Source organism: Kothea flammea, assembly GCF_052161645.1.
Classification (GTDB): Bacteria; Planctomycetota; Planctomycetia; order Pirellulales; family Pirellulaceae; genus Laterigemmans.
Genome location: NZ_CP197414.1, coordinates 1555882 through 1581054 on the forward strand (window position 1 = coordinate 1555882; position 25173 = coordinate 1581054).

General features: G+C 55.9%; 20 protein-coding genes. 13 read left to right on the plus strand and 7 right to left on the minus strand.

Features of this window, described 5'->3' with window-relative positions; all coding sequences use genetic code 11:
* Window positions 1-2: 2 nt before the first annotated feature.
* Together SH139x_RS05580 and SH139x_RS05585 are read right to left on the minus strand one after the other, a co-directional pair.
* Window positions 3-1064, minus strand: coding sequence for a TlpA family protein disulfide reductase (locus tag SH139x_RS05580; protein ID WP_488354290.1), 1062 nt, complete (start codon window positions 1062-1064; stop codon window positions 3-5).
* A gap of 290 nt (window positions 1065-1354) precedes the next feature.
* A complete protein-coding gene (locus SH139x_RS05585; protein ID WP_488354291.1) occupies window positions 1355-1975 on the minus strand; it encodes a TlpA family protein disulfide reductase in 621 nt (206 codons plus the stop codon).
* Window positions 1976-2317: 342 nt separating this feature from the next.
* On the opposite strand from SH139x_RS05585, the gene SH139x_RS05590 reads away from it, so the two are divergent.
* The 3 genes from SH139x_RS05590 to SH139x_RS05600 all read left to right on the plus strand — a co-directional run bounded on the left by SH139x_RS05590 (window position 2318) and on the right by SH139x_RS05600 (window position 8494).
* Complete coding sequence (locus tag SH139x_RS05590) at window positions 2318-2995, plus strand: FHA domain-containing protein (RefSeq protein WP_488354292.1); 678 nt, start codon at window positions 2318-2320, stop codon at window positions 2993-2995.
* A 184-nt stretch (window positions 2996-3179) separates the two neighbouring features.
* Window positions 3180-6779 carry a DNA polymerase III subunit alpha gene (gene dnaE / locus SH139x_RS05595; protein ID WP_488354293.1) on the plus strand — a complete coding sequence of 1200 codons (3600 nt, stop codon included), beginning with the start codon at window positions 3180-3182 and terminating at the stop codon, window positions 6777-6779.
* A 350-nt stretch (window positions 6780-7129) separates the two neighbouring features.
* Entirely contained in the window at window positions 7130-8494 is a 1365-nt protein-coding gene (locus SH139x_RS05600; RefSeq protein WP_488354294.1) for a DUF1598 domain-containing protein, read from the plus strand.
* 239 nt (window positions 8495-8733) lie between these two features.
* Here SH139x_RS05600 and SH139x_RS05605 read toward each other — a convergent pair whose 3' ends face one another.
* Window positions 8734-9372: a response regulator gene (locus tag SH139x_RS05605; RefSeq protein WP_488354295.1), complete on the minus strand. Its 639-nt coding sequence runs from the start codon at window positions 9370-9372 to the stop codon at window positions 8734-8736.
* A gap of 418 nt (window positions 9373-9790) precedes the next feature.
* Here SH139x_RS05605 and SH139x_RS05610 point away from each other — a divergent pair, with 418 nt between their 5' ends.
* The 3 genes from SH139x_RS05610 (at window position 9791) to sucD (ending at window position 13695) form a co-directional block, all read left to right on the plus strand.
* Complete coding sequence (locus SH139x_RS05610) at window positions 9791-11323, plus strand: sigma-54-dependent transcriptional regulator (protein ID WP_488354296.1); 1533 nt, start codon at window positions 9791-9793, stop codon at window positions 11321-11323.
* Between the two features lie 208 nt (window positions 11324-11531).
* Window positions 11532-12716 carry an ADP-forming succinate--CoA ligase subunit beta gene (gene sucC / locus SH139x_RS05615; RefSeq protein ID WP_488354297.1) on the plus strand — a complete coding sequence of 395 codons (1185 nt, stop codon included), beginning with the start codon at window positions 11532-11534 and terminating at the stop codon, window positions 12714-12716.
* Window positions 12717-12819: 103 nt separating this feature from the next.
* Window positions 12820-13695: a succinate--CoA ligase subunit alpha gene (gene sucD, locus SH139x_RS05620; RefSeq protein WP_488354298.1), complete on the plus strand. Its 876-nt coding sequence runs from the start codon at window positions 12820-12822 to the stop codon at window positions 13693-13695.
* A 118-nt stretch (window positions 13696-13813) separates the two neighbouring features.
* On the opposite strand, the gene SH139x_RS05625 is transcribed toward sucD, so the two are convergent.
* Together SH139x_RS05625 and SH139x_RS05630 are read right to left on the minus strand one after the other, a co-directional pair.
* Window positions 13814-15220, minus strand: coding sequence for an undecaprenyl-phosphate glucose phosphotransferase (locus SH139x_RS05625; protein ID WP_488354299.1), 1407 nt, complete (start codon window positions 15218-15220; stop codon window positions 13814-13816).
* A gap of 129 nt (window positions 15221-15349) precedes the next feature.
* Window positions 15350-16327 (minus strand): nicotinate-nucleotide diphosphorylase, encoded by a 978-nt coding sequence (locus SH139x_RS05630; RefSeq protein WP_488354300.1) that lies wholly within the window; start codon window positions 16325-16327, stop codon window positions 15350-15352.
* 181 nt (window positions 16328-16508) lie between these two features.
* On the opposite strand from SH139x_RS05630, the gene SH139x_RS05635 reads away from it, so the two are divergent.
* Window positions 16509-16949, plus strand: a complete 441-nt coding sequence (locus SH139x_RS05635; protein ID WP_488354301.1) for a ComEA family DNA-binding protein — start codon at window positions 16509-16511, stop codon at window positions 16947-16949.
* A 36-nt stretch (window positions 16950-16985) separates the two neighbouring features.
* Window positions 16986-19109: an excinuclease ABC subunit UvrB gene (gene uvrB / locus SH139x_RS05640; RefSeq protein ID WP_488354302.1), complete on the plus strand. Its 2124-nt coding sequence runs from the start codon at window positions 16986-16988 to the stop codon at window positions 19107-19109.
* A 91-nt stretch (window positions 19110-19200) separates the two neighbouring features.
* On the opposite strand, the gene SH139x_RS05645 is transcribed toward uvrB, so the two are convergent.
* Window positions 19201-19341, minus strand: coding sequence for a hypothetical protein (locus tag SH139x_RS05645; protein ID WP_488354303.1), 141 nt, complete (start codon window positions 19339-19341; stop codon window positions 19201-19203).
* A 321-nt stretch (window positions 19342-19662) separates the two neighbouring features.
* Here SH139x_RS05645 and SH139x_RS05650 point away from each other — a divergent pair, with 321 nt between their 5' ends.
* The 5 genes from SH139x_RS05650 (at window position 19663) to SH139x_RS05670 (ending at window position 23786) form a co-directional block, all read left to right on the plus strand.
* The gene (locus tag SH139x_RS05650) at window positions 19663-20001 is read left to right on the plus strand and encodes a hypothetical protein (RefSeq protein ID WP_488354304.1); all 339 of its coding nucleotides are present in this window, start codon (window positions 19663-19665) and stop codon (window positions 19999-20001) included.
* A 468-nt stretch (window positions 20002-20469) separates the two neighbouring features.
* Window positions 20470-21570, plus strand: coding sequence for a hypothetical protein (locus tag SH139x_RS05655; protein ID WP_488354305.1), 1101 nt, complete (start codon window positions 20470-20472; stop codon window positions 21568-21570).
* A 69-nt stretch (window positions 21571-21639) separates the two neighbouring features.
* Entirely contained in the window at window positions 21640-21882 is a 243-nt protein-coding gene (locus tag SH139x_RS05660; protein WP_488354306.1) for a hypothetical protein, read from the plus strand.
* A gap of 69 nt (window positions 21883-21951) precedes the next feature.
* On the plus strand, window positions 21952-22851 hold the full coding sequence (xerC, locus tag SH139x_RS05665; RefSeq protein ID WP_488354307.1) for a tyrosine recombinase XerC: 900 nt from the start codon (window positions 21952-21954) through the stop codon (window positions 22849-22851).
* A 107-nt stretch (window positions 22852-22958) separates the two neighbouring features.
* Window positions 22959-23786: a DUF4097 family beta strand repeat-containing protein gene (locus tag SH139x_RS05670; protein WP_488354308.1), complete on the plus strand. Its 828-nt coding sequence runs from the start codon at window positions 22959-22961 to the stop codon at window positions 23784-23786.
* A 118-nt stretch (window positions 23787-23904) separates the two neighbouring features.
* Here SH139x_RS05670 and SH139x_RS05675 read toward each other — a convergent pair whose 3' ends face one another.
* Window positions 23905-24975: a hypothetical protein gene (locus tag SH139x_RS05675; protein ID WP_488354309.1), complete on the minus strand. Its 1071-nt coding sequence runs from the start codon at window positions 24973-24975 to the stop codon at window positions 23905-23907.
* Window positions 24976-25173: the final 198 nt, after the last annotated feature.

Below are 25173 nucleotides of genomic sequence, written 5' to 3' on the forward strand. Positions count from 1 at the left end.
CCTCAGATATCCAAAATGGCTCGAATGATGGCGGTCATTCGTTCTTGAGGTTGAACGCCCACAGCCAGATAGCGGACTTGACCGTCGGCGGTGACAAACAACGTGGTGGGGAAGCTGCGGAAACCGGGAATTTGGGGTCTGGTCGTGCCATCGTCGACTAGCAGCGGGTAATTGACGTTCATCTTCTCGCCAATGTTATAAGCCTTGCGAGCTGTTTCGGCGGCGTCGTCGGGGTTGTTGGAGTCACAGGTAATACCAATGACTTGTACCCCGTGGGACTCAAATTCTGACTGCAGCGCCACGAATTCCGGGATCGCCTTGCGGCAAGGCCCGCACCAAGTCGCCCAGACGTCAATCACCATTAGCTGGCCACCAAAACGCGTGCTGTCAACTTGCTCCCCGGCCACGTTGGGTAGGTTAAAGGCGAAGGGAAAACTCTCAAATTCGGCTAACTCGTCAGCTAGTGATTCCCGCGAGAGGAAATTTTTCGTGGGGTTGGAAAGTCCGATCGCCGCTAACGTTCGTTTGGCTGCGGAAGCTAAGCTGCTGGTGACGCCGCTCGCCGTCTCTGATTCCGCAGTCTCTGATTCGGGAGTTAACGAGGTTTGCAGGACGGTCGCCGTCGCGAGTTGTTCGCTGACTTGTGCTGCGGAAAGTTGGTCCGGTTCGCTGTGCGGTTCACTATGGAACTCACTATCGGGCTTACTCTCAGGTTGTTCGGCGGGCAAGTTGGCGGATGAGTTGCCAGTTGGGGCGGATGCTGCTTGCTCCCCTTGATCGCCGAGACTTAACTGAAATTCCCCCGTTGCGGTGGCGTCGTTCGGTTGGTCGGCAATTTGACTAGCAGTTTTGTCTTGGCCGTTGGTTTGGTTGGCGAGAGCCAGCGGGCCAACGTGTTCAGATGCTTTTTCGGTGCCAGCCAGTTTGTCAGCGGCTAGCTTGTCGTGGTCAGCTTGGGGAGCGAGGCTCGCTGGGGGGGTGAAAAGATTGGATGATTTGCAGCCGATGCTTGGCAAGCTACCAGCCAACACGGCAAGGGCGAAGGGCAAGATGCGGTTAGACATGATAGGCGGGTCCACGGACGCTTAGCAATTGGATAATGCTTGTTGGGGACCCGGTGAGTAGCACTCTTTTCAGCGTAGCGTCAAGAGCGGATCAGGGCGCTCGAAGGGCGTCAAGGCCGATTTCTGGAGCGAAACCGCTGAGGTTGGAAAATGCGGGAGAGTTGGCAAGAAAAATCACCACGCCGGTGCGCTCTCCCGCGGCCGATTGGCCAGCGGGTTTCGCGTTCATTCGCCGGAGCGAGGATTGTTTTGCTAGTACCTATCTGCGGCGAGCGTGGAGCATTAAGTAACTAGGCTTGCTCGTTGAGAAGTTCTTCCATGTACTTCTTCAGGTCTTCTTTGGGGTGATACCCGACCTCGGTACGACGGACTTTGCCTTGGCGATCGATGAACAGCGTGGTTGGATAACCACGGAAGCCGGGTACTTGAGCTTGGACTTCTTGGGTGCCCAGCAGCAGCGGGTAGTTGATCGGCATTTCTTCGGTGAAGGCATTGATGGCGTCGATGGCTTCGTTGTCCGAGTCGGTGCCTTCATAGTTAATGCCAACGATTTGCAGTCCCTGATCGGCCAGTTCGGTCTGTAACTCAACGAAGTGTGGCACTTCTTTGCGGCATGGTGGGCACCAAGTTCCCCAGATGTCGACGACTAAAACTTTGCCAGCGAAATCTGCTTTGGAGATCGTTTCGCCCCCAACGCTTGTTAATTTAAAGTCAAAGGGGTAGCTTTCGTTAGCGCTGGATAGGTCATCTTGGGGAGCATCGCCGGGAACATCGTCCGCTGTGTGCGGGGTGCTGCCATCGGGCGTGGCGGTGTCGGCAGCGGCATCGGGGGTGTCCACATCGGCGGCCGGTTCGCAGCCGAGCGTCAGAAAGGCGGCCAGGGTGAGACAGAGGGGGGCGGTAAAACGCATGACGTTGTCCTTTGAGATACTGTGGTGGTGACTCGAAACGGGTGGTAAAGATTGGTTCAGGTCAATTTCGTATGTTACCGAAAATTCTGGGCCAATGTGTGGTGCTGGATGCTGTAAACTGAGCACCATAATGGTAGTCTGTGCAAAGGCTATAATAAATGTCCGGAGGAAAGAAGAGCCCGCCTGGCCTGGGTGATGCTCGCGAAAAGACCAGCTCGCAGAAATTTTTCCAACGAAAGTATCGATGGCTAACCGGCCGACTATCCTTTAGCTTGCCCCTGGGCACGGCAGACGCAAAGACTTTTCAGACTCGTATTTTTCTCAGACGAGGCTTCGCCAGCGATGGGTCGCGTAACGATAACCGTACTGCAGGGAGCGGACCGTGGACGAGTGTTTCGCGATTTGCCGACGCCAATCACCATTGGTCGCGAGGAAGGAAACTCGATTCAATTAAACGACGAACGGGTTAGTCGCTGTCATTTAAAAATTCAACAAGACAGTGATCGCATCGTGCTGACCGATCTGGATAGCACGAATGGGACCAAAGTGAATGGTCAGGAATGCCAGTTGAGGATTCTCAGATTTGGCGACGTGGTGGCTGTTGGCCGCAGCTTGGTGCGGATTGGCTCGGACGCCGAAATTGCGGATCGAGTGGCCAGTCTGCAGCCAAATTCCAGCGGCGAGCGAACGGTGACGCGAGACGTGACTGCGGCCTCCGAAAGTTCCTCTGCTTTCGAAAGCGAATTAAATCAACAACCCAGCCAGAATTCGTTGGCTTTGCTGGGGATGGTCGAACCGCCCCAGATTCCAGACAACTTAACCCCTGGCCAAGCGGCCCAGCTGTGCGAGATTTTGGAATATTTGCAGAGTCGACTGCAAGCGCTGATTGAACAGGGCAAGATTGACGACCCCAGCGGAAACGTGAATCTGCCGTTGGCCGGTTGGCAGCGTCTGCTCGATGCTCAAGCTCGCTTGGGCACCATGGTGCGAAAAATTGCCGACCCCGAGTGGCCGCATTAGCAACTCGCTCACTCCATCGAGGCTGCTGGGGGGCTAAAAACACGATGTGGCCCCAAAGTTCTGGCGCCCTACACGCGGGGGTTATCTTGAGGCTCGTAAAGAGGCCACGGAGAGGCTGGAAAGGGTGCGGGGGCGAGGTGTATGCTGGGGGGCGACCGTAACTTCGCCTTTCCTCATCGCCAGGATGGTTGCTTTGTCCACAGAAATCGTTGCCGCGACCCGCCCGTTTGTGCATCTTCATTGCCACAGCCACTACAGTCTGCTCGACGGGGCGGGGTCAATCGACAAGCTGGTCAAGCGATGCGGCGAGCACGGCATGAACGCTTTGGCGCTGACTGATCACGGCAATTTGCACGGGGCGCTGGAGTTTTACCGCAAAGCCAAAGAGGGCGGGATCAATCCGATCATTGGTTACGAGGCTTATATTGCACCGGGGAGTCGGTTTGACAAAGGGGGTGCGGGTAGCAGTCGTGACGCCAGTTACCACCTGACGTTGCTGGCGCAAAACCGCACTGGTTTTAAGAACTTGGTCAAATTGGCATCGGCCGCCATGCTGGAGGGGTTTTACTTCAAACCCCGCATCGACAAAGAGCTTTTGGAGGCGCACCACGAGGGCATTATTTGTCTCTCAGGATGTGTCAGCAGCGAGTTCAGCCGCGCGGTGTTGAAAGGGATTGACACCGCGGAAGTAGAACAGGAAGCGCGCGATGTGGCTGGTTGGTTCCAGCGTTTGTTTGGTGAACGCTATTTTGTTGAGATCATGAACAATGGTGTTGATATCCAGCGCCAGCAACTGGCCGGTGCGGTGGATATCGCTAATCGTATGGGGCTGCCGGTTGTGGCTACCAGCGATACGCATTATGTCGATCCGGAAGACGCGGAAGCCCAGGATGTGATGCTGTGCATTAACACGGGGCGTTTTCGCACCGACACTTCCCGCATGAAGATGGACGGGAATCAATATTTTCTCCGCACTCCCGAGCAAATGTATGAGAAATTTCCTGGCTTGGAACACGCCGTTTCGCGAAGCCAGGAGATTGCCGATTCGGTCGACATCGATCTGGAGTTGGGTAAACACTATTTCCCCAATTTTGAATGTCCCCGGCAATTAAAACCACTCGATTACCTGCGTGAACTGTGTATCGCCGGATTAAAAGAGCGATACGAGGGGAATGAGCAGCGGATCATCGATGGCGAGCTGTCGGAAGAGGTGATGGCTCGGCTTGAGCGCGAATTGGGGGTGATCGAGAAATTAGGTTATCCGACTTACTTCTTGATCGTGTGGGACTTTGTCGAACATGCCAGGCAAAATGGCATTTGGGCAACAGCCCGGGGCAGCGGCGTGGGGGCGATTGTTTGTTATGCCCTCTATATGTCGCACGTTTGCCCCTTGGAATATGACTTGTTGTTTGAAAGGTTTTTGGATGAAAGTCGCTTAGAACCCCCAGATATCGACATTGACTTTGAGAAGGATCGCCGTGGTGAGGTAATCCAGTATGTCAAGGATAAATATGGGCATGCCAACGTTTGTCAGATCGGCACGTTTGGTACGTTGGCTGCGCGGGCAGCGATCAAGGATGTGGGGCGAGCGTTGGGGTTGCCGCTGGCTCGCGTCAATCAGATCACCGAGATGGTGCCCGACGAGCTGAAGATCACCATCAAGAAAGCTTTGGAGAAAAGCGACGATCTGCGCAATGCCTACGAGGGTGATGGCGAAGTTCGGGAAATGCTCGACTTGGCGATGAAGATCGAAGGCCTAGCTCGGAACGTGGGCACGCATGCCGCGGCGGTGGTAATCGCCGACAAGCCGCTCGACGAGTATGTCCCGATTGGCCGCGTGCCGGGCAAACAAGACATCATTACCCAGTGGTCGATGAATGATGTCGAGGCAGCCGGGTTGCTGAAGATGGACTTTCTGGGGCTGAGAAACCTGACCATCCTCAGCAAAGCGGTCGAGCTGATCGAGCAAACCACTGGCGTGCGGGTCGATCCGCTAAAATTTCCCCTCGACGATAAACCGACTTACGAGTTGCTCCAGAGGGGAGAAACCAAAGGGGTTTTTCAGCTCGAGTCCGGGGGGATTCGGGACTTGCTGCAACGGATGAAGCCCGACCAGTTCACTGACATTATCGCCACCAATGCGCTCTATCGACCTGGGCCGCTCGAGGGCGGCATGGTCGATGACTATGTGAATATTAAGCATGGTCGCCAGCAACCAGAGTATAAGCACCCGGTGCTCGAGGATGTGCTCAGCGAGACCAATTCGATCATGGTCTATCAAGAGCAGGTGATGCGGATTATTAATCGCCTCGGTGGTATTCCGCTGGCGAAAGCTTACACGTGTATTAAGGCGATCAGTAAAAAGAAAGAGTCATTGATCAATGCCAATCACGAAAAGTTTATTGAAGGGAGCGTGGCCAATGGTCTAAAGGCCAACGAGGCCGAGGATATTTGGACGCTGATCACCAAGTTTGCTGGTTACGGCTTTAACAAGTCCCACAGCACGGCTTACGCCTTGGTGGCTTATCAGACCGCTTATTTGAAAGCTCATTATCCGGTCGAATTTATGGCCGCCCTGCTCTGCAGCGACATCGATGCGCGGAACTTCAAACGCAAGGATGGATTAGTTGAGCACATGGAGGATTGTGAGCGCATGGGGATTGAGATTGTCAATCCTGATGTCAATCACAGCGACAAATTCTTCACGGTCAAGGACGGCAAGATCTTTTTTGCTTTGTCGGCCATTAAAGGTTGCGGCGGTTCCACGGCGATCGCCATCAGTGAAGCGCGGCAGAAAGATGGGCCCTTCAAAGATATCTTTGACTTTTGCGAGCGGGTCGACCCCCATTCATGCAACCGCTCGGCGATTGAGACGTTAATCAAGGCGGGGGCCATGGATAGCTTCGGGGCGCGGCGTTCGCAGTTGACGGCCGTCGTTGACCGGGCGCTGCAAAGTGGTGCCTCCGCCTTGGCCGATCGACGCAGCGGCCAGGCCAGCTTGTTTGGCGATCTTGAGGAAGAGGAGGATGATCAGCCGACGGTCGTGGCGCTGCCCGATATTCCTGAATGGGATGACAAAGAAAAACTGCTGGCGGAAAAAGAAGTCTTGGGGTTTTACTTAGAAAGCCACCCCTTGGCGGAATTCGAAGCTCGTCTGGCCACGTTCCGCACGCACACCACTGACCAATTGGTCAAGGTCAAGGATCGATCTGAAGTGATCGTCGGGGGGATGATCGGTTCGATTAAGATGGCGCACACCAAGAATGGCAAGCCGGGAGCTCCCACCAAATATGCCAACTTTGATTTGGAGGATATGGAGGGGGCTGTCCGCTGTATTCTCTGGCCTTCCGGGTTTGCCGAGATCGGCGAAGCAATTCAGCCGGATGCGGTGCTGTTGGCGCGGGCGACGGTGGATAAGCGGGGTGGCAGCGACGAAGTCAATTTGATGATCAATGATCTGACGCCGCTGGACGAATTGGAAAACCGGTTTACCCGCGGGTTGCGGCTGGTGCTCGAACCGGAGCAACAGCAGTCGAGCTTTTTGTCGCAAATTCGCGAAATTCTACGCGGTTATCCCGGCAAGCAGGAGTTGATGTTCAGCATGAAGATGCAGGACGGCTCGCTGGTGCACTTGCGAAGTGGGCGTTACGCCGTAGAGGTTAGTTCCGAGTTGCAGCGGCGTTTGAAGGAATTGTTGGGCGAGGATGGCTGTCGGCTGTTGTTTAATCGACCCAAGCTGGGAGGTGGTGAGCGGAGTGGCGGTAAATCACGCTCGCGGGCCTGACAGTTTGTGGGTGATGGGAACAGGCTGTTGAGGATAGCCAGTTAAGGATAGATGTCCCAGTTATGGAGTCGGCTTACCTGTTGGGGATGGCAGGTCGCCCGCGGCGAGGGGCCGGCGGCTTTTTTGACGATATATTTGTTCACTTTGCGTGTTGGTTGGCCGTTAAATTCATCGGAAAATCGCCGAAGAAGTTGCCTACTTTCACTAGTTTGTTGTAGATCGGCATTCCTTGGATTACTGTGGAAGGCCGGAACCGAGTTTGAGGCGTTCCCGTTGGAGGGCGTCTCGACGTATCTAATCGAACAGGGCCAATCCATTGCCCGCTGGTCCAGACCGAGAAACTCAAAGCCATGAAATCGTTGATGATTCGTCACGCCGCCTGCCTGTTGATGGTAGGACTCGCCGTATTGGTTCAGACGACCACGGCCACCGCGCAGGTATTTAACCAACCGATTGCCGGTGTGGAAATTAATCCTGACGGAGTCTTGAAAGTTCGCCAAGTCGATGGGCGGATTGATCGCCAGCGGTTGGAAGCGGCTCGCCGTCAATTGGGAGCCGAATTAGCCACCAGCAGCAAGCTGCGAAAAGTTTCACTCAATCGTCTCGAAGCCGCTTTGGCCGCGAAATTGCAGCAGGGGCAGCAACCGACCGCCGAAATGCAAGCGATGGCTGGATTAACGGCTGTTCGCTACGTCTTCTTCTATCCGGAATCCGGCGACATTGTGTTGGCCGGGCCGGCAGAAGGTTTCTTTGCCGATCCATCGGGGCGCGTGCGAGGAATTGATAGTGGGATGCCGACCGTGTTGTTGGAAGACGTCGTCACTGCCTTGCGGGCTTATCCGCCCAACCAGCGTGGTGTGGGGGTGATCAGCGTCTCGATTGATCCCACGGAGGAAGGTTTGCAACGATTGAACCGAGCCTTGGCTCAGGTCGGCATGGTACGTCCAGGCGGTGAGGCACGATTGGCGAATATCCTCAAGGAAAATTTGGGTTTACAGACTGTTTCAGTAAAGGGTGTGCCGGCGACGACGCACTTCGCTCAAGTATTAGTGGAAGCCGATTACCGGATGAAATTGATCGGCATTGGGTTGGAGCGTTTGCCGCTGCGAATGTTGAGCTATACCGAGCGATCGGCTGGCACTCCCGGTGCGGCCGGAGCGATGGAGCGTTGGTATTTCGAGCCTGATTATCAGTGCGTGACGGTCAGCCAAGATGGTTTGGGAATGGGCTTGGATGGCAATGCCGTGCGTTTGGTGGGTGCCTCTGAATTGGTTAACGCTCAGGGAGAACGACAAGCTCGCGGGCGTGTGAACCGGGCCAGCCAACAGTTCTGTGCTGACTTTACCAAGCGATATGCTGAGATTGCCGCCGCGGTGCCGGTTTACGCTCAAATGCGAAATCTTTTTGACATTTCGATTGCGGCAGCGTTTATTCAGCAGCAAGATTACGCGACGCAAGCTGGTTGGGACATGGCATTGTTGCTTGACGAAGCTCGGTTGCCAGTGGAAACGCACACCGCGCCCCATCAGGTGGAGACAGCCGTCAATGCAGTTTGGAAAGGGAACACCTTGCTAACACCGCTCGGCGGGGGCGTCGCCTTGCAGCCCAAGCGGGCTCTAAACGCTGAGACCTTGCGACAAGATGAGGCGGGAGATTTGGTCAAGCCGCGTGCCGAGATCGCTCCCCAGGCGGACAACGTCTGGTGGTGGGACTGAGTCCAGACGGTTTGATCGGCATTGGCTGAATGAGCAAGTTATTGTTTGATTGATCAAAATATGAACAGCTCGCCCGCGTTGCAGGTGGGCTGTTTTTTTATGCCGCGTAACGAGAAACGCCGCATACAGAAATACGACATAAAAAACCAGCAATCCGGGAGTTGCGATCGCAACTCCGAGACTGCTGGTTATTTTTTTTGCTTGACCGTGATGCGTCAAACGGTACTAAAGATTGGGCTCTAGACGACGCCCAGTTTCACCGCTCGAACCGCCGCGTCGGTGCGATCTGCCGCATTCAATTTGCGGAGGATGTTCTGCACGTGTTCTTTGACGGTTTCAACGCTGATCGACAACGACTGGGCAATTTCTTTGTTGCTCAAGCCGAGGGCGATATGGCGAAGAACTTGCAATTCACGGGCTGTCAGCGGCAAGTCGTAGGTATCAGCGGATGGATTGCCGCTGGAGTCCATGGCTTGTCGCGTACGGCTGAGTAAACTGTCCGCATTGGGAGTTTGCTTTTCCGCGGCGCGTCGAACTGCCGCCACGATGTGGTCGCGAGAATCCCCTTTCAGCACAAAATCGTTGGCCCCGAGGGCCACGGATCGCGCGATGTAGGTGGGATTGTCGTAGCTGCTGAACATCACGACGGGCAAATCGGGAAATTCCCGGCGCACTTGATCGAGAGCTGCCAGGCCGTCGACTTGAGCCATTCTCACGTCGAGCAGCACGGCATCGGGAGAGAGCCGGTTTATTTCTTCAACGACCTGTTGGCCGTCATCGAGGATGCCCACGATTTCAAGCTCAGAGCCGCTGAGCAAATCGCTGATGCCTCGTCGAACGACTTCATGGTCGTCCACAATCAAAAGTTTTAACGTCATCGAAACCTCATTTATTTATCTACCTGAAGGTTGATAATCTTAACGCGCGGTTCGCCAAAGGGCGACCCGCTTCGTTGGGGGGGTGGGCGGTGCGGACACAAAGGCGTGCGAAGCACCTCAATTAGCGGGACCACTACCTATAAATATGCAGTAGAAAACCCACAAGTCATTATGCGCAAATGGCAACGGATGGCGCAAATATGTCGTCTGCGGTCGGATTTTGCGAGTTACACCGGCGGGGTGTACTCATTCCGTCGCGATTGCCCGCAGACTAACTTGGGACAAACTTTGACCGTTTAATTTCCGCAACCTAAATACTGGAGGCAGACAATCGCCGCACAGACACACGACGCAATCGACGCTCCGCATTTCCGGCTGCTGATTCCGTTCCGCAGTTCCCTTGCCACAGCCTCTTCAAATGCCAGAAACCCCGCATCTCTTGCTTGTCGACGACGATCGTCACCTCGCCGAATCCATGGCACAGTGGTTGGTTAAGCAGGGAATGCACGTGGACGTCGCAGGCTCGCTCGCGGAGGGCCGTAGTTGTCTTGGGCAGCACCCCTACCATCTGGTCATAACAGATTTACGTCTGGAGGACGGAGATGGTTTTGAATTAATTCCTTTTGTGCGACAACAACAGCCAGAATGTGAGATTTTGGTGGTAACCGGATATGCCACCCCAGAGACGGCAATTGAGGCGGTGCGGGCGGGTGCTTTCGATTTGCTGACCAAGCCGATGATTGACGAGGAGCTTTCCTTGGCGATTGATCGTGCGCTTGCGCACCGCCGCATCGAGGCGGAGAATGCGGATCTTAAGCAGCAATTAGAGCGTCAGTTCGGTAGCGACCAAATTTTGGGGCATGACTACCGGATGCTAAAAGTTTTTGATTTGATCGACAGCGTGGCCGATGCACGGGCATCGATTTTGATCACTGGAGAGAATGGTACGGGTAAATCAATGATTGCGCGAGCGATTCATCGCCGCGGCAATCGGGCCAACAAGCCGTTCGTCGAAGTTGCCTGCGGCGCCTTGCCGGAGTCGTTGCTAGAGAGTGAGTTGTTTGGTCACGTGGCGGGCGCTTTTACTGGAGCGACGGTCAACAAGACGGGCAAATTCAAGTTGGCCGACAAGGGGACGCTGTTTCTCGACGAGATCGCCACCGCCACCCCGGCGATGCAAGTCAAGTTGTTGCGAGTGTTGCAGGAGTTGCAATTTGAGCAAGTGGGGGGGGAAGTCACTGAGACGGTCGACACGCGGGTCATCTTGGCAACGAATGAAAATTTAGCCCAAGCGGTTCAAGAGGGGCGATTTCGCCAGGATCTCTATTACCGCGTCAACGTGATCAACATCGAGTTGCCGGCGCTGCGTCAACGAGCCGGGGATATTCCCTTGTTGGTCGATCAGTTCTTGCGGAAAGCGGTTGAAGATGCTGGCAAGGAAATTGAAGGGTTCGATCGCGAGGCGATCGCCTGCATGCAGCAATACGCTTGGCCGGGAAATGTTCGCGAGCTGGAAAACGTGGTTGAACGGGCCGTGTTGTTGGCTCGGGAACCGGTGTTGGGAGTCGCCGATTTGCCACCACAAATCAGCGGCGGTGCAAGTTCCGCCACACAGTTTTCCGTCGCCCCACCGCTCGGCGGGCAAGGATACTGGGCAGCTGGTAATACGCAGGCTGGAAAACCGCCCGGTAATCAAATTGGCGAGCAAGTCGGCGGCGCTGACCAGCCGGATAGGGCGAGTTGGATCAGTCAGCCGCAAAGTCTTCGCGATGCCTTGGAGGAGCCGGAACGGCAGATCATTTTCGAGGCCTTGCGGCGAAACGATTGGAATCGAGCTGCCACGGCTGAGGAACTAGAAATTAATCGCACCACGCTGTACAAAAAAATGAAACGCTTGGGATTGGATGATCCGCGGCTGCAATACTCGGCTTCGCAGTCCGATTGCAGGTAAACTGTGAGGGTTAAATTGCCCGTCAGGCGTTTTGTTTGCCGCTCCCCACCTTTAATGCCGATTTCTCCGGTTCTATAATCTCGCAACCCGCTCGGTAGCGCTCCTTCATTTTGGAGTGGTTGAGGGGGGAACGTCACGTTGGTCGCTCGTTTTTTTGAGCTGACCAGTCGCTTCACGATGACCACGGTGTCACTGCGGGAATTACCGGATGAAGATCCACGAGTATCAAGCCAAAGAGTTATTTCGTCAGGCCGGTGTGCCAGTCTTAGATGGGCATGTGGCCCGCACGCCGGACGAAGCGGCAGCCGCTTTCGAGCAGCTGGGCGGTTCGTTAGCCGTGATCAAGGCGCAGATTCACGCCGGCGGGCGAGGCAAGGGAACGATCACCGAGCATCCTCAGCAACACGGCGTGCAATTAGTCCGCAGCGCCGAAGAGACGCGGGAAGTGGCCAGTCGATTGTTGGGTAATCACTTGGTCACAATTCAAACGGGTGAGCCAGGCCAGACGGTCAACCAAGTCTTTATCGAGCAAGGCTGCGATATTGCTCGCGAATTGTACCTCGGCATTGTGTTAGACCGTGAAACTGCCATGCCAGTGTTGATGGTCAGCTCCGAGGGTGGCATGGAGATTGAGGAAGTTGCCGCGGAAACGCCCGAGAAGATCCTCAAAGAACACTTTGACCCGGCGATCGGCTTGGAAAGTTTCCAAGTTCGAAAAATCTGCAAGAAGCTGGGCATCGAAGGTAAGACGGTCCGCTCGGCCGAAGCGTTTATGAAGGCAGTTTGCCGCACCTACGTTCAGTTGGACTGTGCGATGCTGGAGATCAATCCGTTGGTGATCACCGGTGAGGGGGCGATGATCGCGCTCGATGCCAAGGTGACTTTCGACGACAACGCGCTCTATCGCCATGGTGAGCTGAAGGAGCTGCGGGACTTATCTGAAGAAGATCCCGCCGAGGTGCGAGCCGCCGACACGGGGTTGAGCTACGTCAAGCTGGAAGGAAACATTGGCTGCTTGGTCAATGGTGCCGGTTTGGCAATGTCGACGATGGATATTATCAAGTATCACGGTGGCCAGCCGGCTAACTTTTTGGACGTCGGTGGAGGAGCCAACACGGAGCAAGTTACCGAAGCGTTCCGGATTCTGCTTTCCGATCCGAACTGCAAGGCAGTGCTGGTGAACATCTTCGGTGGGATCGCCCGCTGCACCACGATCGCCTCGGCGATCATCGAAGCTGGCAAGCAAGTCGGCTTTAACGTGCCCCTGGTCGTGCGTCTTGAAGGGACTGAAGTTGAAGAGGGACGCAAAATGTTGGCTGAGTGCGATATCGATATCATCACCGCCAACGATTTGACCGATGCGGCTGAAAAAGTGGTCGCCGCAATTCAGTAGTTCACTCCTTTGATTCCCTTTTTGCCGACCTTGGCTGTCGGCATGATTCGATTTCCTGTGGCGCCCAGCCGCCGCAACATACCAATTCACGGATTATTGACTTATGTCCATTCTGGTTGACGCAAATACAAAAGTAATCTGCCAGGGAATTACTGGAAGTGCCGGTTCGTTCCACACCCGCGGGTGCAAGGAGTATGGCACGCAGATGGTCGGGGGCGTGACTCCCGGTAAAGGCGGGCAGACAGCCGAGGGGTTGCCTGTTTTCGACACCGTCGAAGAAGCGGTCGCCGCCACGGGTGCCGATGCGACCATGATTTTTGTTCCTCCCCCCTTCACCGCGGATGCGATTCTCGAAGCGGTCGATGCCGGGATCCGAGTCATCGCTGCCATCACCGAAGGGGTGCCAGTGCTCGATATGGTCCGTGTCTACCAAAAAGTGCGGGCCAGCAACTCAGTTCTGATCGGCCCTAACTGCCCCGGGCTGATCACGCCCGGCGGTTGCAAGATCGGTATCATGCCGGGCTACATTCACCAAGTCGGCAAAGTCGGTGTGATGAGTCGCAGTGGGACGCTGACCTATGAAGCGGTGTGGCAAACCAGCAACCTCGGGCTGGGGCAAAGCACTTGCGTTGGCTTGGGCGGCGATCCAATCGTGGGCACGAACTACATCGATCTGCTCAAGCTCTACCAAGAAGATGATCAGACCGAAGCCATTCTGATGATTGGTGAAATTGGTGGTTCGGCCGAAGAAGAAGCCGCCGCCTTTGTCAAGGAACATATCACCAAACCGGTTGCCGCTTTTATCGCTGGACGCACAGCGCCTCCCGGTAAACGGATGGGACACGCCGGAGCGATCATCAGCGGTGGCAAGGGGACGGCAACTGAAAAGGTCGCCGCGCTCGAGGAAGCAGGCATCTCCGTCGCCCCCACGCCGGCCGATATGGGCAAAGCGGTTGTGGAAGCGATGAGCCGCAAGTAGTTTGCTGGCCGCAAGTAATTAACTAGCCGAAAGTAGTTTGCGGGCCGCCGCCAGCAAAACCGCAATACAGCAGGCGGCGCCCGTTGGCTTGATTGGTACGCTTGGTCAACTCGTGGCGTTAGTATGCTTCTGGTTGCCGCCAAGCGACCAGCAGCGTCTTGGTAAGAATTTTCAGGTCGAGCCAGATCGACCATTGGCGAATGTAGCGGTGGTCCCACTCGACCCGCCGCTGCATCTTGTCGATCGTATCGGTTTCGCCGCGACAGCCTGAGACTTGGGCCAATCCGGTGATTCCCGGTTTCACCTTGTGACGCAGCATGTAGCCGCGAATTAAGCCACGATATTGCTCGTTGTGTGCGTTGGCGTGCGGCCGCGGGCCAACCAACGACATCGAGCCTTCCAAAACGTTAAACAATTGGGGAAGTTCATCCAGGCTGGTGCGACGCAGGAATGCGCCCAATCGCGTCACCCGGGGGTCGCCCTTGGTAGCCTGTTTGACTGTTCCACCGTCGTCGCAAACTCGCATCGAACGAAATTTCCAGACGCGGATTTCTTGCCCGTCCAGTCCGTAGCGGCGTTGGCGAAAAAATACCGGCCCGGCGGAAGTTAGTTTGACCGCGAGTGCAATGACGAGCATTGGTAGCCCGGCGACCAGCAAGCCGCAGAGGCTGAGCCCCACGTCGACCGCTCGTTTCAACGCGCCGTCGACTCCGTAGAGTGGATTTTCAAAAACGCTGACCGCCGGCAAACCTCCCACTGATGTCCAACGCGAGTGCAAGAGTTCAAAGACGAAAAAGTCAGGCACGATATAAACCGAGACCGTTGAATTGCTGAGCTGATCCAAGACAAAGCGAATGCGAGATTCAGCCCGCATCGGCAAGGTGATCATCACAATGTCGACTTGATGGTTGATCGCCGCGTCGACGAGATCTCGGAGTGATCCCGACAGCTCCAGCAAGTCTTCGGGTTGTTCGGTGTTCCGTAATCTGCCGCGATCATCGAAAAAGCCGTAGAGGCTCAGCCCCAGGCCTGGTTCGGCGCGAATGTTTTCTGCGATCTGAACACCGAGGGTGTTCATGCCGGCGATGCCCACGCGGCGGACACCAATTCCGTTTTTGAGAAAATATTCGCGTGTGACCAGCAGCAGCATGCGGGCTAAGCCGATACCGGTGGGAGCCAAGACAGCCCAAGTCACTAGCACCGAGCGGGCAAAGACTTCGGTGTAACGGGTGACAAAACCGATCATCGCCAACGTCACTAGCGTCAGCAGCCAAGTGCCCACAATCGACAGGAATTCTTGGTTGCTGGTGAGCGTTGACCAACGTCGATGCAAGCCGGTCAATTGGCCGGCGAGCAGAAACACCACGACCGCCGTGACGGCCACAAAATGTGCTGCGACTTCGACGTAGCCTCGAGCCAACATATTCACCAACCACATCGCCCCGTAAATGCATAACGCATCGGCGGTCGGTTGGAGAAAGTCCCAGATCGAACGTTGCAGTCGGATGATACCTGGACTTGGCATAAAACTTCAGGTGGTGATGCGGGGGCGCGAATGGGCGAGTACCGAACGGAGCACCCGTCGGCACCTCGGCTGTTGCCAAGCTGGCGTCAGTAATGTTCAGTGAGGTGCTCGCAGGGATGACCCCCAAACCTAGCTTGCTCTGGAGTCCAGCCAATCTAATCCCAGGTCCAACCAAGTCGCTTGGTGGGTGATCGCTCCGCAGCTGATGCGGTTTACACCGGTTTGAGCGATTGCTCCGATCGTCTCCAAGGAAATGCCCCCGGAGGCTTCCAGGGAAACCTGCGGGGCCAGTTGGTCGCGCAAGGCCACTGCTTGCCGAAGCTCCGGTAAACTGAAGTTGTCGACCAGCACGATGTCGGGCGATTCGCTCAACGCCTGCTCGAGTTGGCTGAGCGTGTCGACTTCGACTTCGATAATCATCGTGGCCGCCGCGGCGCCGAGTTGTTGGATATAATGGCGAGCTTGCCGAATGGCCCCGGCGGGGTTGGCCACGCTGCCTTGCGGTTGGGAATCGCCAGTCTCGTCGGCTTGAGCCTGCCGAGCCAAGGCGAGATGGTTATCTTTGATCAAAATGGCGTCGTAGAGCCCGGTCCGGTGGTTATGGCCGCCACCGCAGCGGACCGCATACTTTTCCAGGCGACGCCAGCCGACGGTCGTTTTTCGCGTGTCGTACAACCGCGCTGGGCTATTTCCCAAGCGTTGCACGTAAGCCGCGGTCAAGCTGGCCACGCCACATAGCCGCGATAGCATGTTCAGAATTAGCCGCTCGGCGGTCAAAATTTGCTGAGCTGGCCCCCGCAGCACACCCAACGAGCGGCCCGCCTCGAATGCTTGACCGTCATGCAGTTCGCTGCGAAATTCCAAGTCGTATCCGAGCGCTTCGATCATCCATGGCACCGTCACCAAACCGGCGGCGGTGCCTGCTTGGCGGGCCGTTACCACGCAATCTCCGCTAGCTGATGGGGGCACTGTCGCCAGGGTCGTCACATCCCCCAGTGCGTGCAGATCTTCGTCACTGCCCAAGGTGATTAGGCGTTTCAAGTCATTTTCTAACAAACCGTCGGCGAGGACTGGATTGAAGTCTCGATTCATGGGCTCTAGCGTCATGGTGGCAAGCGGACGCGGAAAGGAATGCCGCTCCCGACGGGGGGCAGACTATGGAGGCTGGGTCGCTTGCGTCAGAATAGCATAATCGCGATCATCAGGGCATCTGGATGCTGGCCGGAAAAGGGCTGGCCGGAAAAGGGCTGGCCGGCATGTTCGCCTCTGGCGAAAGGATAAGCGTTCGATGGATGCTCGCAGGAATGACGAAAATAGCGCGGTCAGTCCGTTAGCGCCGCGTTGGCTCGCTCGCCAGTGGGTGATCGCCGCAGCATCCTGCTTGTTGGTCTGCTTGGCTGTTTATCATGGTGCGGGGCGGCAGTTGCCAGCGACTGGTCAGCAGGAATTCAGGGCTGGTCAGCAGCAGTTAGCAGAGCGAGTCAGCAGGGAAAACTCGAACGCCGTGCCGAGCGAGATTCGGTTGGCGGTCGACCTGAATCGAGCGACGGCTTTAGAATTGTGTTTGCTACCCGGCATTGGTCCCGGTTTATCAGCACGGATTCTCAGCTACCGTGACGCCAACGGCCCGTTTCGCAACCTCGAGCAACTTGATCAGGTTGACGGTATCGGGCCGCGGCGGCTGGCGCAACTGCGGCCCTATTTGCTCGAATTGAACGCTTCTTATTAATAAATTTCGCCGAACAACAAATTGATGTAACGCCTGATGCCTGCAACCACCACGATGCCCGCCGGGTTTGAGCTCCATTCCCCTTTCCCCCCCGCCGGTGATCAACCGGAGGCAATTTCGTCGCTGGTCCGCGGATTTCAAACCGGCAAAGCGGCTCAAGTTTTGTTGGGAGCAACCGGAACGGGAAAAACATTCACGATGGCGAATGTGATCTCACAGGTCCAGCGGCCCACATTGGTGTTGAGCCACAACAAGACGTTGGCCGCGCAGCTCTATTCAGAGTTCAAAGAGTTTTTTCCTAAGAACGCGGTTCACTATTTTGTCAGCTATTACGACTACTATCAGCCGGAAGCCTATATTCCGCAGCGCGACGTCTATATTGAAAAAGATGCGTCGATCAACGAAGAGATCGATCGGCTGCGGTTGGCAACGACAAGTTCCTTGGTCAGCCGTCGCGATGTGGTGATCGTTGCTAGCGTCAGCAGCATCTACGGCTTGGGGTCTCCGGAGGACTATCGCCAGTTGGTGGTCGGTCTGCGAAAGGGTGAGACGACGCGACGTGATCACTTTCTGCTCAAATTAGTCGATATCCAATACGAGCGGAATGACGTTTCCTTCGAGCGGAGCAAATTCCGCGTGCGAGGTGATTGCATCGAGCTGTGGCCGGCCTACGAAGAGTTCGCTTATCGGATTGAGATGTGGGGTGACGAGGTCGAGCAGATTTCGGCAATCAAGCCGCTGACCGGTGAAGTTATCGAGACGCTCGATGAGGTCTATATCTATCCGGCCAAACACTTTGTGATGCCCGAAGATCGGATTCAAAGTGCCATTCGCACGATCCGGGACGAATTGACTGAGCAGCTGGAAAAATTCAGGGGCGAAGGCAAACTGCTCGAAGCCCAGCGTTTAGAAGCGCGAACAAATTACGATTTGGAAATGCTGCAAGAGGTTGGGCATTGTCCGGGAATTGAGAATTACAGCCGTCCCTTGTCGGGCAAGCAACCGGGGGCCACGCCCGACACGCTGTACGACTACTTTCCCAAGGACTTCATTACGTTTGTGGATGAGTCGCATGTCACGGTGCCCCAAGTGCGAGCCATGTATGCTGGGGACCGAAGTCGGAAAATGACGCTGGTCAACCATGGCTTTCGTTTGCCCAGCGCGCTTGATAACCGCCCCTTGCAATTTGAAGAGTGGGAGGCTCGCACGCGGCAAATTGTTTTTGTTTCGGCCACGCCGTCAAAGTATGAACTGGAACGGACCCAAGGGGAGGTGGTTGAGCAGATTATTCGTCCCACCGGCTTGCTAGATCCCGTGATCTCTGTCGAGCCCGCGCGGGGCCAAGTCAACCATCTGCTGGCGGAGATTCGCAATCGCACCGAACGTAATGAGCGCGTGCTCGTGACCACCCTGACCAAACGCTTGGCCGAGGATCTGACGAGTTTCTTGCAAGATAAAAATGTTCGCTGCCGCTGGTTGCATAGCGAGTTGAATGCGTTCGAGCGTGTTGAGCTGTTGCAAGATTTGCGGGAAGGGGCTTTCGATGCTTTGATCGGTGTGAACTTGCTGCGTGAAGGTTTGGATCTGCCTGAAGTTTCGCTAGTCGCCATCCTGGATGCCGATAAAGAAGGGTTCCTCCGCAGCGAAACGAGTCTGATACAGACAATCGGACGGGCCGCCCGTAACGTTCGCGCCCACGTGATCCTCTACGCCGATCGGATTACCGATTCGATGCGAGCGGCGATCGACGAGACGGAGCGACGTCGTAAAGTTCAACAGGAATACAACGAGGAACATAACATCACGCCGCAAACGATTGTCAAAACAATCCGGGCTGGTATCGGTCAGGATGCGGCGAAACACAGAAATCAAGCAGCCGCCGCGCGCGATGAGGATAACGCAGTGGTTACGCTCGAGTATATCGAAGAGCTAGAACGCGAGATGATGGCCGCCGCAGAGGAACTGGAGTTCGAACGGGCGGGCAAGCTGCGAGATCGCATCGTCAGGATGCGTGGCTCGATCGGCCGCCCGCTGGCAGAGGTCCAACGCGAATCGGACAACGATGCCACGGTGGGCAAGCGAGGACGCGGTCGCAAGCAGGCAGGAGGAAGGAAAGCAACCGGCGGTCGGGCAAAAGTACCACGTCCCAAACGACCATGAATCCCCGCCAGCATGTCTGGCAGGGAATCAGGGTCGAACATGTTGTTCAGTCAATCAGTCAAGTTATCGATTAGGACTGATTCGCTACCGATCACTCGGTGGTGTTGTCGCCAGCTGGTGTTTCCACAGCGGTGTCCACGGGTGCGTCAGCTTCTTCAGCTGGTGGGCAGCCGAGGGTGCAGCAGCAAAGCAGGGCAGCAGCGATCGTCGTCAAAATTCCAGAAATCTTCATTCGATCCAAAACTCCAAAAGTGAAGAATGCAGTTTCGCCGTGAGTTCACGGACTCACGACACCTTAGCAGATCATAGAGCGATGTGCACTCAAGCCAAAGGGGGGCCCCATCGCGATTGTCGCTTCTTGATAACAGCTACAGGTGCTCTGTTTGGCGGTTTGGGAACAAGCGGAGTAACCAGACCTGAAAAATCGAACATCCCCGCCAGGTGGATCAATTCGCTGAGATCCCGCCGCTGCGAGCGACGAATAACAGCTATGCACCGGAGGCCCGACACGATGTGCCTACCGACTCGAAAGCTTTATTCAAGGGCAAGGATCATGCGGATCGGAAGAACATTTTTGGTTGCTTTAGCGCTGACGGCCACGCTGGCCGTGACCGCTGTTCAAGCGGATGATGATCGTGACGAGCGGATGCGGCTCGAGGGTGGCCCCTCTGAGTCGATCGGGCGAGTCACACTGACTGCGGCTGAAATCCGCCAAGCCCGCGCTTTGGAGCAGGCACGCCAGCGGGTAGCGCGTTTGGAAGCACACGCCTGGGCTGGTCGCGATCCATCTCGTCCAAATATCGCCGCGAACCCCTATACGCAGCTGCGATATCGCGTTTACACGCCCAATTACTGGATCTGGCCCGCTTGGGCGTTCGCCCCAGTTCGGTAAGTTTGCCATACACGTTTGGCAGGACGCTACCACCGTAACTTTAACTGCAACGCGAATGCAGTTCGCAGGCTACCGCTCGCGGCACCGGTAGTGGGGGGCGGCGGGGATAAGTACCAGGTTTTGGAAAAAAAAAAGTTTTTCCTTCAGCTGCGTACCCCTGGAGACCGAAGCATAAAAAGGGGGCGGAGAGAGTACGCGCAGACCGTTGACTAATTCGGCATCGCCGCAATGATCTGCAAGTTTTCAAGCCGTGGTAAAATTGATCGACGACCCAGCATCGCGCGCAGCGACTGGCGGTTTGAAATGGGACCCGCGACGTGTGGGGCGAGTTTCGGCAATAGTGCTTGCAGCAAGCTTGCCTTAGCCCTGCTGGCCTTACTGTGTGGCCTATTCGCCGGGGGCTGTTCCCTGGTTCCGGATGCCAGACCTCGAGCCCGCTTTCACAATCCCCTGCCGCAGTTGCATCGCGTGGCAATTCTGCCATTTTTCAACCAAAGCGATGAACCGACGCTCAATCAAATTGACGTCGCAGAAGCTTATTACGCTGAACTGCAAGCGGTTCCGGGCTTCGAGGTTGTTCCCATTGGGGTCTCCGTCGGGATGGTCGAAGACTATGCCTTGGGCATGAATTTGGTCGACCCCCGGGGGCAAATCGCTTGGGGGCGGATTAATTTTCAAGAGCTGGCGGCAGCGATGGGGGTCGATGCCCTGGTTGTTGGCAGCATCACTGATTACGACCCCTATTACCCACCGCGGTTGGCCATGACGACCCGCTGGTACGCGGCGAATCCCGCCTTCCACCCAGTGCCCGCCGGTTACGGCCTGCCTTGGGGCACGAAGGCGGAGAAGAAAATCCCCCGTCGCATTCTGTTGGAGACCGAGTTGGCCGTCGCGCGAGCGCAAATGGCGACTCAGACACCTTCGCTCACTGACCCCAACTTGCCGGCAGGTTCCAGCTCGCCCGCTCAAACGTCGCCACCGCCGACTGCTGTGCCGAGCCGCGAGGTCGGTCCCCAAAGTGGTTCGCGTGATGAGATGACCGAGGCCGAAATGATCGATGCCTTCGCGGTCTCGCAGGCCGGCGGTGAGGTTGCCACGGATGACTTGTTCGACACGCGAATCGAGTTGGAGCCGATTGAGTTCCCCGTGATGGAGATACCGGCTGAGGAATGCGATCCCAGCGGCGGGGAATTCGGCGGTGGGGGGATGATTGTCGCAGCGGAGCCACCGACGGCTCCCTTACCCGTCGATTGGCCCGACCCTTCAAGGCTCATTCCCGACGCGCCCAATCCGCTCGGTGCCCCCCCTGCTCTACCGCAGTCCGCACCGGTGATGAGCCACACGCGAATCTATCGTGGCGATGATCCCGATTTTACCGAAAAACTAGCAGATCACGTCTACGCAATGGATGAGGCGCGGTTGGGAGGCTGGCAAGGTTACCTAAACCGCAGCGACGACTTCATCCGTTTTTGCTGCTACTTACATATTACCGAAATGCTGGAAATGCGTGGTGGTCGCGACCAAAGCGACCTCATTATTAGATGGCCAATCAGCCGATATAACAGGTAGTTGGTTGAACATGGCCGTTCGACTCACAGCAACGGTGACAGGCGACGACACCTACCGCAAGAGGTCAAAATGGACAAGGAAGTCAATGTGTTGGCGTTGGTCAAAGGCGAGCAGCGATACTTGTTTTTGTTTGACGACGAAAACCGCACCGAGACGCTGCGTACGCTGGGGCGATTTGCGGCCGATCCGGACCTCGACTTTACTTGGTACGACGCAGCCGTACTGAGCCGTAAGATCCGCGAAGCTGTCGCGCAACCCAGCGAAGAAGGTGGCGATGAACGCCTCACTGCGACCCTGAAAGCACGCGGTTAAGCGGTGGGGTTGGATGCGACCTCGAGGGGATCCCCAGACGTTACTTGAAACTCTTTTTGGGAGAGTGGATTGCGGCGAGAAATTAGTCAATTTTTGCGTTTCTTGGCGACCGAGCGGAATGCCTCCGCTTTGACGGTCAAGGCTTATCGTGAAGATCTGCTGGGGCTGGTTGACTACCTCGAGGAAGACAGTGGGAAAGCGGCTGATGCGGCAAGTTTGACGCCCCAGGACTTGCGGCAATTCCAAGCAGCTCTCCAGCAAGCCGGCTACGCGCGGGCTACGATTGCAAGGAAATTGGCGTCGCTGCGGAGTTTTTACCGGTTCGCCCAACGTCAAGGCATCGCTTCGAGTAACCCCGCCAAGCCGCTGCGGAATCCACGCCAAGCTCGCAAATTGCCACACGTGTTAACCAGCGAGGAAGTGAATCGTTTGCTCCGCGCTCCCAGCGGGACGTCGATCCAAGGCTTGCGCGATCGGGCGATTCTCGAGACGATGTACTCTGCCGGTCTGCGGGTCAGCGAACTGGTGGGCATGAACGATGATGATCTGGACTTTGAACAACAGATTATCCGCGTTCGAGGCAAGGGACGGAAGGAACGAATCAGCCCGCTGGGGTCATTTGCCGCCCGCGCGATTCGCCGTTACGCAGTAGTGCGAGTGCGTCACGCCCAGTGGCAAGATCGCCGCGAAGCGCCAGTGTTCGTCAATCGTTTTGGTAACGGCCTGACCACTCGCAGCATCGGTCGGATGTTGGAAAAGCACTTGGCCGCCGCCGAGCTTGATGCGCGGACCAGCCCCCACACTTTACGGCACAGCTTCGCCACGCACCTGCTTGATCGTGGTGCCGATATTCGCAGCGTGCAGGAATTGCTGGGACACCGCAATTTGGCAACGACACAAATTTACACGCATGTCAGTGCGGCCAATTTGCGAGCCATCTACGAACAGGCTCACCCGCGGGCAAATTAGTTTCCGCAGGCTGCGGTGCCAAGATTTTCGATTGCCGGGCGAATGACCAATCCTCTGACAATACCGCGATTGCCCGGGTGCCCTAACCTGAACTCTTGGAATTTATCATGCAACGTTGCTTTTCCTCTGCACTGGTGTGTTCGCTTTTACTGCTGCCGCTTGGCTGCGGAACGATCAGCTTTGGTCCCCAGTTTTCCGCCCAGCAAACCGAACGATTCGTAGCCCCCGTGCCGACTGGGCAGTTGATTGTAGAAGGTCGGAACGGCAGCATTAAGCTTCGCAGTGGAGCGGTCGAGGAACTGCAGTTTGAAGCCGTGATCGAAGTTAAAGGGAGCACTCAGGAAGAGGCGCAGGCCAACTTAGATCAAATCTCAATCGAGCAGCGGGAAGAGGATGGTAACTTAGTGGTCTCCGTCGAGGGACTAAGGCAAGTCTCTGGTAGCGTTTCCTTTGTTATCGTTGTTCCCAAAGCGACGCCCGTGCAACTGGGGACCAGCAACGGCGGCATCGAAGTGACCGATTTGCAAGCCAATATGCGGCTAAGATCGAGCAATGGGAAAATTGTCGTGCAACGTGCTGAGGGAGATGTCAATGTCGAGACATCCAACGGAGCGATCGATGTGGAATCGGTCGTGCCAATCACCGTGTGGGCGTCGACCAGTAATGGATCGGTTACTTTTAAAGGCGGTCTGGTGGGCGATGACAATCGGCTTGAGTCCAGTAATGGAAGCTTGAAGCTCACGCTTTGGGGGCCACAGACTAAACTCTCCGCCAAAACCAGCAACGGTCAAGTCACGATCAATGGTGAAAAGCAAGGTAAGTCGGTCACCACAACGGTTGGCGAGGGGGATTTGATGCCGGCTGCTATCAATCTGAAAACAAGTAACGGCAAGATTATCATCGAGACAATTGAAGACCAAGCAGAACCCCGTTAGCCGCTATGGCGCTAGCCGCGGTGATCGTTTTGAACCGAATGCGTCCGTGCAAGGAACAGTGGCTAGCGCCAAAACCGCTACCGGAACGGTAGCCAGCGCGCACGGTTAATCGTTCTGGTTAATTGTCGTCCTCTTCGTCTGGATCTAGAAATCCCATTTCAATTTGACACGCTTTGCAGTGTGCGTGCGTGTCGTAGTATTGCACCCATGAGGACTCGACGAGTTTGGGATGGACGCGGATCTCATTGAGTCCTGATTGGACGATCCGCTCGTATGTTTTCTGGGCGGTAAAGTGTTCGCAGATTTGGAAGGCGATTCCGTACATTGCCAGGGCACCTAGGACAGCTTTGAGTGCTTGCCAAGCCTCTTCTTCATTTTGCAAATCTTCCGGTTTGGGTAGACGCAGTGGGGCTGCAATCAGGTCACGAATGGGAACCTCATGCGTGCCGTGTGCGATTTCGTCCCAACGGTCGAACTTGGCCCCCAAATCTACGTTAATGGATGGCATGGTCTCGCTCCAACTGGGGAGCTTGTAGGACGCCTCGGCGCTAGCCGCGTCCGGCGACACGAGCAGACTTGCTTCATAATCGTGGGCCGCCGCGCGAATCTTGGCCTCAATCATTTGGGGCGAAAGTGTGAGCCCGGCGACGCGATCAGCCAAACCATGCGATTCGTTCGCTGGCTCTGGTCGATCGTCAGTTGCCGCGATCGGGGGTTTGCCATCTTTGAACTCGATCAACGGATCGACAATTTCTAAAACCATGTGGCCGTTCTGGCTGAACCAATCGATGTACAGCACGGGCCGCATTTCCGTTGCTTGCTCCATTTCAGTTGACCGCTCCGTGTCGTTACCAGCCTTGCCCTTCCCTGCTCCCAGCTGACTCTCCAGCTTGGGCACTGATTTATTGACGTAGCGTATCGTCCCGAAGGGGCCCACCTGTTGAGCCTGCATGTCGGCAGGTTTCGGTAACAAATTCACGTCGTTTTCTTCCGGCATCTCAAATTCAAATTTTCGGCCAGCCCACTCGTCGGGCAAACTTCCGACGAGGTCAAGTGTGACACTGCATCCTTCTGGCTCTTCTCCCGGACTGGCTGGCGGTCGAAAAAGTCCCAACCCGCCGCGAATGCAATTCCGCCCCGAATTGTCGAATTGGCCGTGGTACACGTACTTTTCCAGCTGCATTCCCATGATCTGCACCTTTGATTGTGACGTGGCAGTGGACTGAAGAGATGCCCCCTAAGGTAACACTACAGATGTGCACTGCACAATCATTCATCGCGCTAGTTTCGTCGTTTTTTTAAGATCTGCTTGCCGCCCGCATCACCGATCGGCGAACTTCGATAAACTCGCCGGCCATCGCTGCCGAAGCGAATCATGTTAGCCTTT

Excerpts from the sequence above, each read along its gene's own strand:
- SH139x_RS05580 (WP_488354290.1), bottom strand. The coding sequence starts at position 1,064 with ATGTCTAACCGCATCTTGCCCTTCGCCCTTGCCGTGTTGGCTGGTAGC.
- SH139x_RS05585 (WP_488354291.1), bottom strand. The coding sequence starts at position 1,975 with ATGCGTTTTACCGCCCCCCTCTGTCTCACCCTGGCCGCCTTTCTGACG.
- SH139x_RS05590 (WP_488354292.1), top strand. The coding sequence starts at position 2,318 with ATGGGTCGCGTAACGATAACCGTACTGCAGGGAGCGGACCGTGGACGA.
- dnaE (WP_488354293.1), top strand. The coding sequence starts at position 3,180 with ATGGTTGCTTTGTCCACAGAAATCGTTGCCGCGACCCGCCCGTTTGTG.
- SH139x_RS05600 (WP_488354294.1), top strand. The coding sequence starts at position 7,130 with ATGAAATCGTTGATGATTCGTCACGCCGCCTGCCTGTTGATGGTAGGA.
- SH139x_RS05605 (WP_488354295.1), bottom strand. The coding sequence starts at position 9,372 with ATGACGTTAAAACTTTTGATTGTGGACGACCATGAAGTCGTTCGACGA.
- SH139x_RS05610 (WP_488354296.1), top strand. The coding sequence starts at position 9,791 with ATGCCAGAAACCCCGCATCTCTTGCTTGTCGACGACGATCGTCACCTC.
- sucC (WP_488354297.1), top strand. The coding sequence starts at position 11,532 with ATGAAGATCCACGAGTATCAAGCCAAAGAGTTATTTCGTCAGGCCGGT.
- sucD (WP_488354298.1), top strand. The coding sequence starts at position 12,820 with ATGTCCATTCTGGTTGACGCAAATACAAAAGTAATCTGCCAGGGAATT.
- SH139x_RS05625 (WP_488354299.1), bottom strand. The coding sequence starts at position 15,220 with ATGCCAAGTCCAGGTATCATCCGACTGCAACGTTCGATCTGGGACTTT.
- SH139x_RS05630 (WP_488354300.1), bottom strand. The coding sequence starts at position 16,327 with ATGACGCTAGAGCCCATGAATCGAGACTTCAATCCAGTCCTCGCCGAC.
- SH139x_RS05635 (WP_488354301.1), top strand. The coding sequence starts at position 16,509 with ATGGATGCTCGCAGGAATGACGAAAATAGCGCGGTCAGTCCGTTAGCG.
- uvrB (WP_488354302.1), top strand. The coding sequence starts at position 16,986 with ATGCCTGCAACCACCACGATGCCCGCCGGGTTTGAGCTCCATTCCCCT.
- SH139x_RS05645 (WP_488354303.1), bottom strand. The coding sequence starts at position 19,341 with ATGAAGATTTCTGGAATTTTGACGACGATCGCTGCTGCCCTGCTTTGC.
- SH139x_RS05650 (WP_488354304.1), top strand. The coding sequence starts at position 19,663 with ATGCGGATCGGAAGAACATTTTTGGTTGCTTTAGCGCTGACGGCCACG.
- SH139x_RS05660 (WP_488354306.1), top strand. The coding sequence starts at position 21,640 with ATGGACAAGGAAGTCAATGTGTTGGCGTTGGTCAAAGGCGAGCAGCGA.
- SH139x_RS05670 (WP_488354308.1), top strand. The coding sequence starts at position 22,959 with ATGCAACGTTGCTTTTCCTCTGCACTGGTGTGTTCGCTTTTACTGCTG.
- SH139x_RS05675 (WP_488354309.1), bottom strand. The coding sequence starts at position 24,975 with ATGGGAATGCAGCTGGAAAAGTACGTGTACCACGGCCAATTCGACAAT.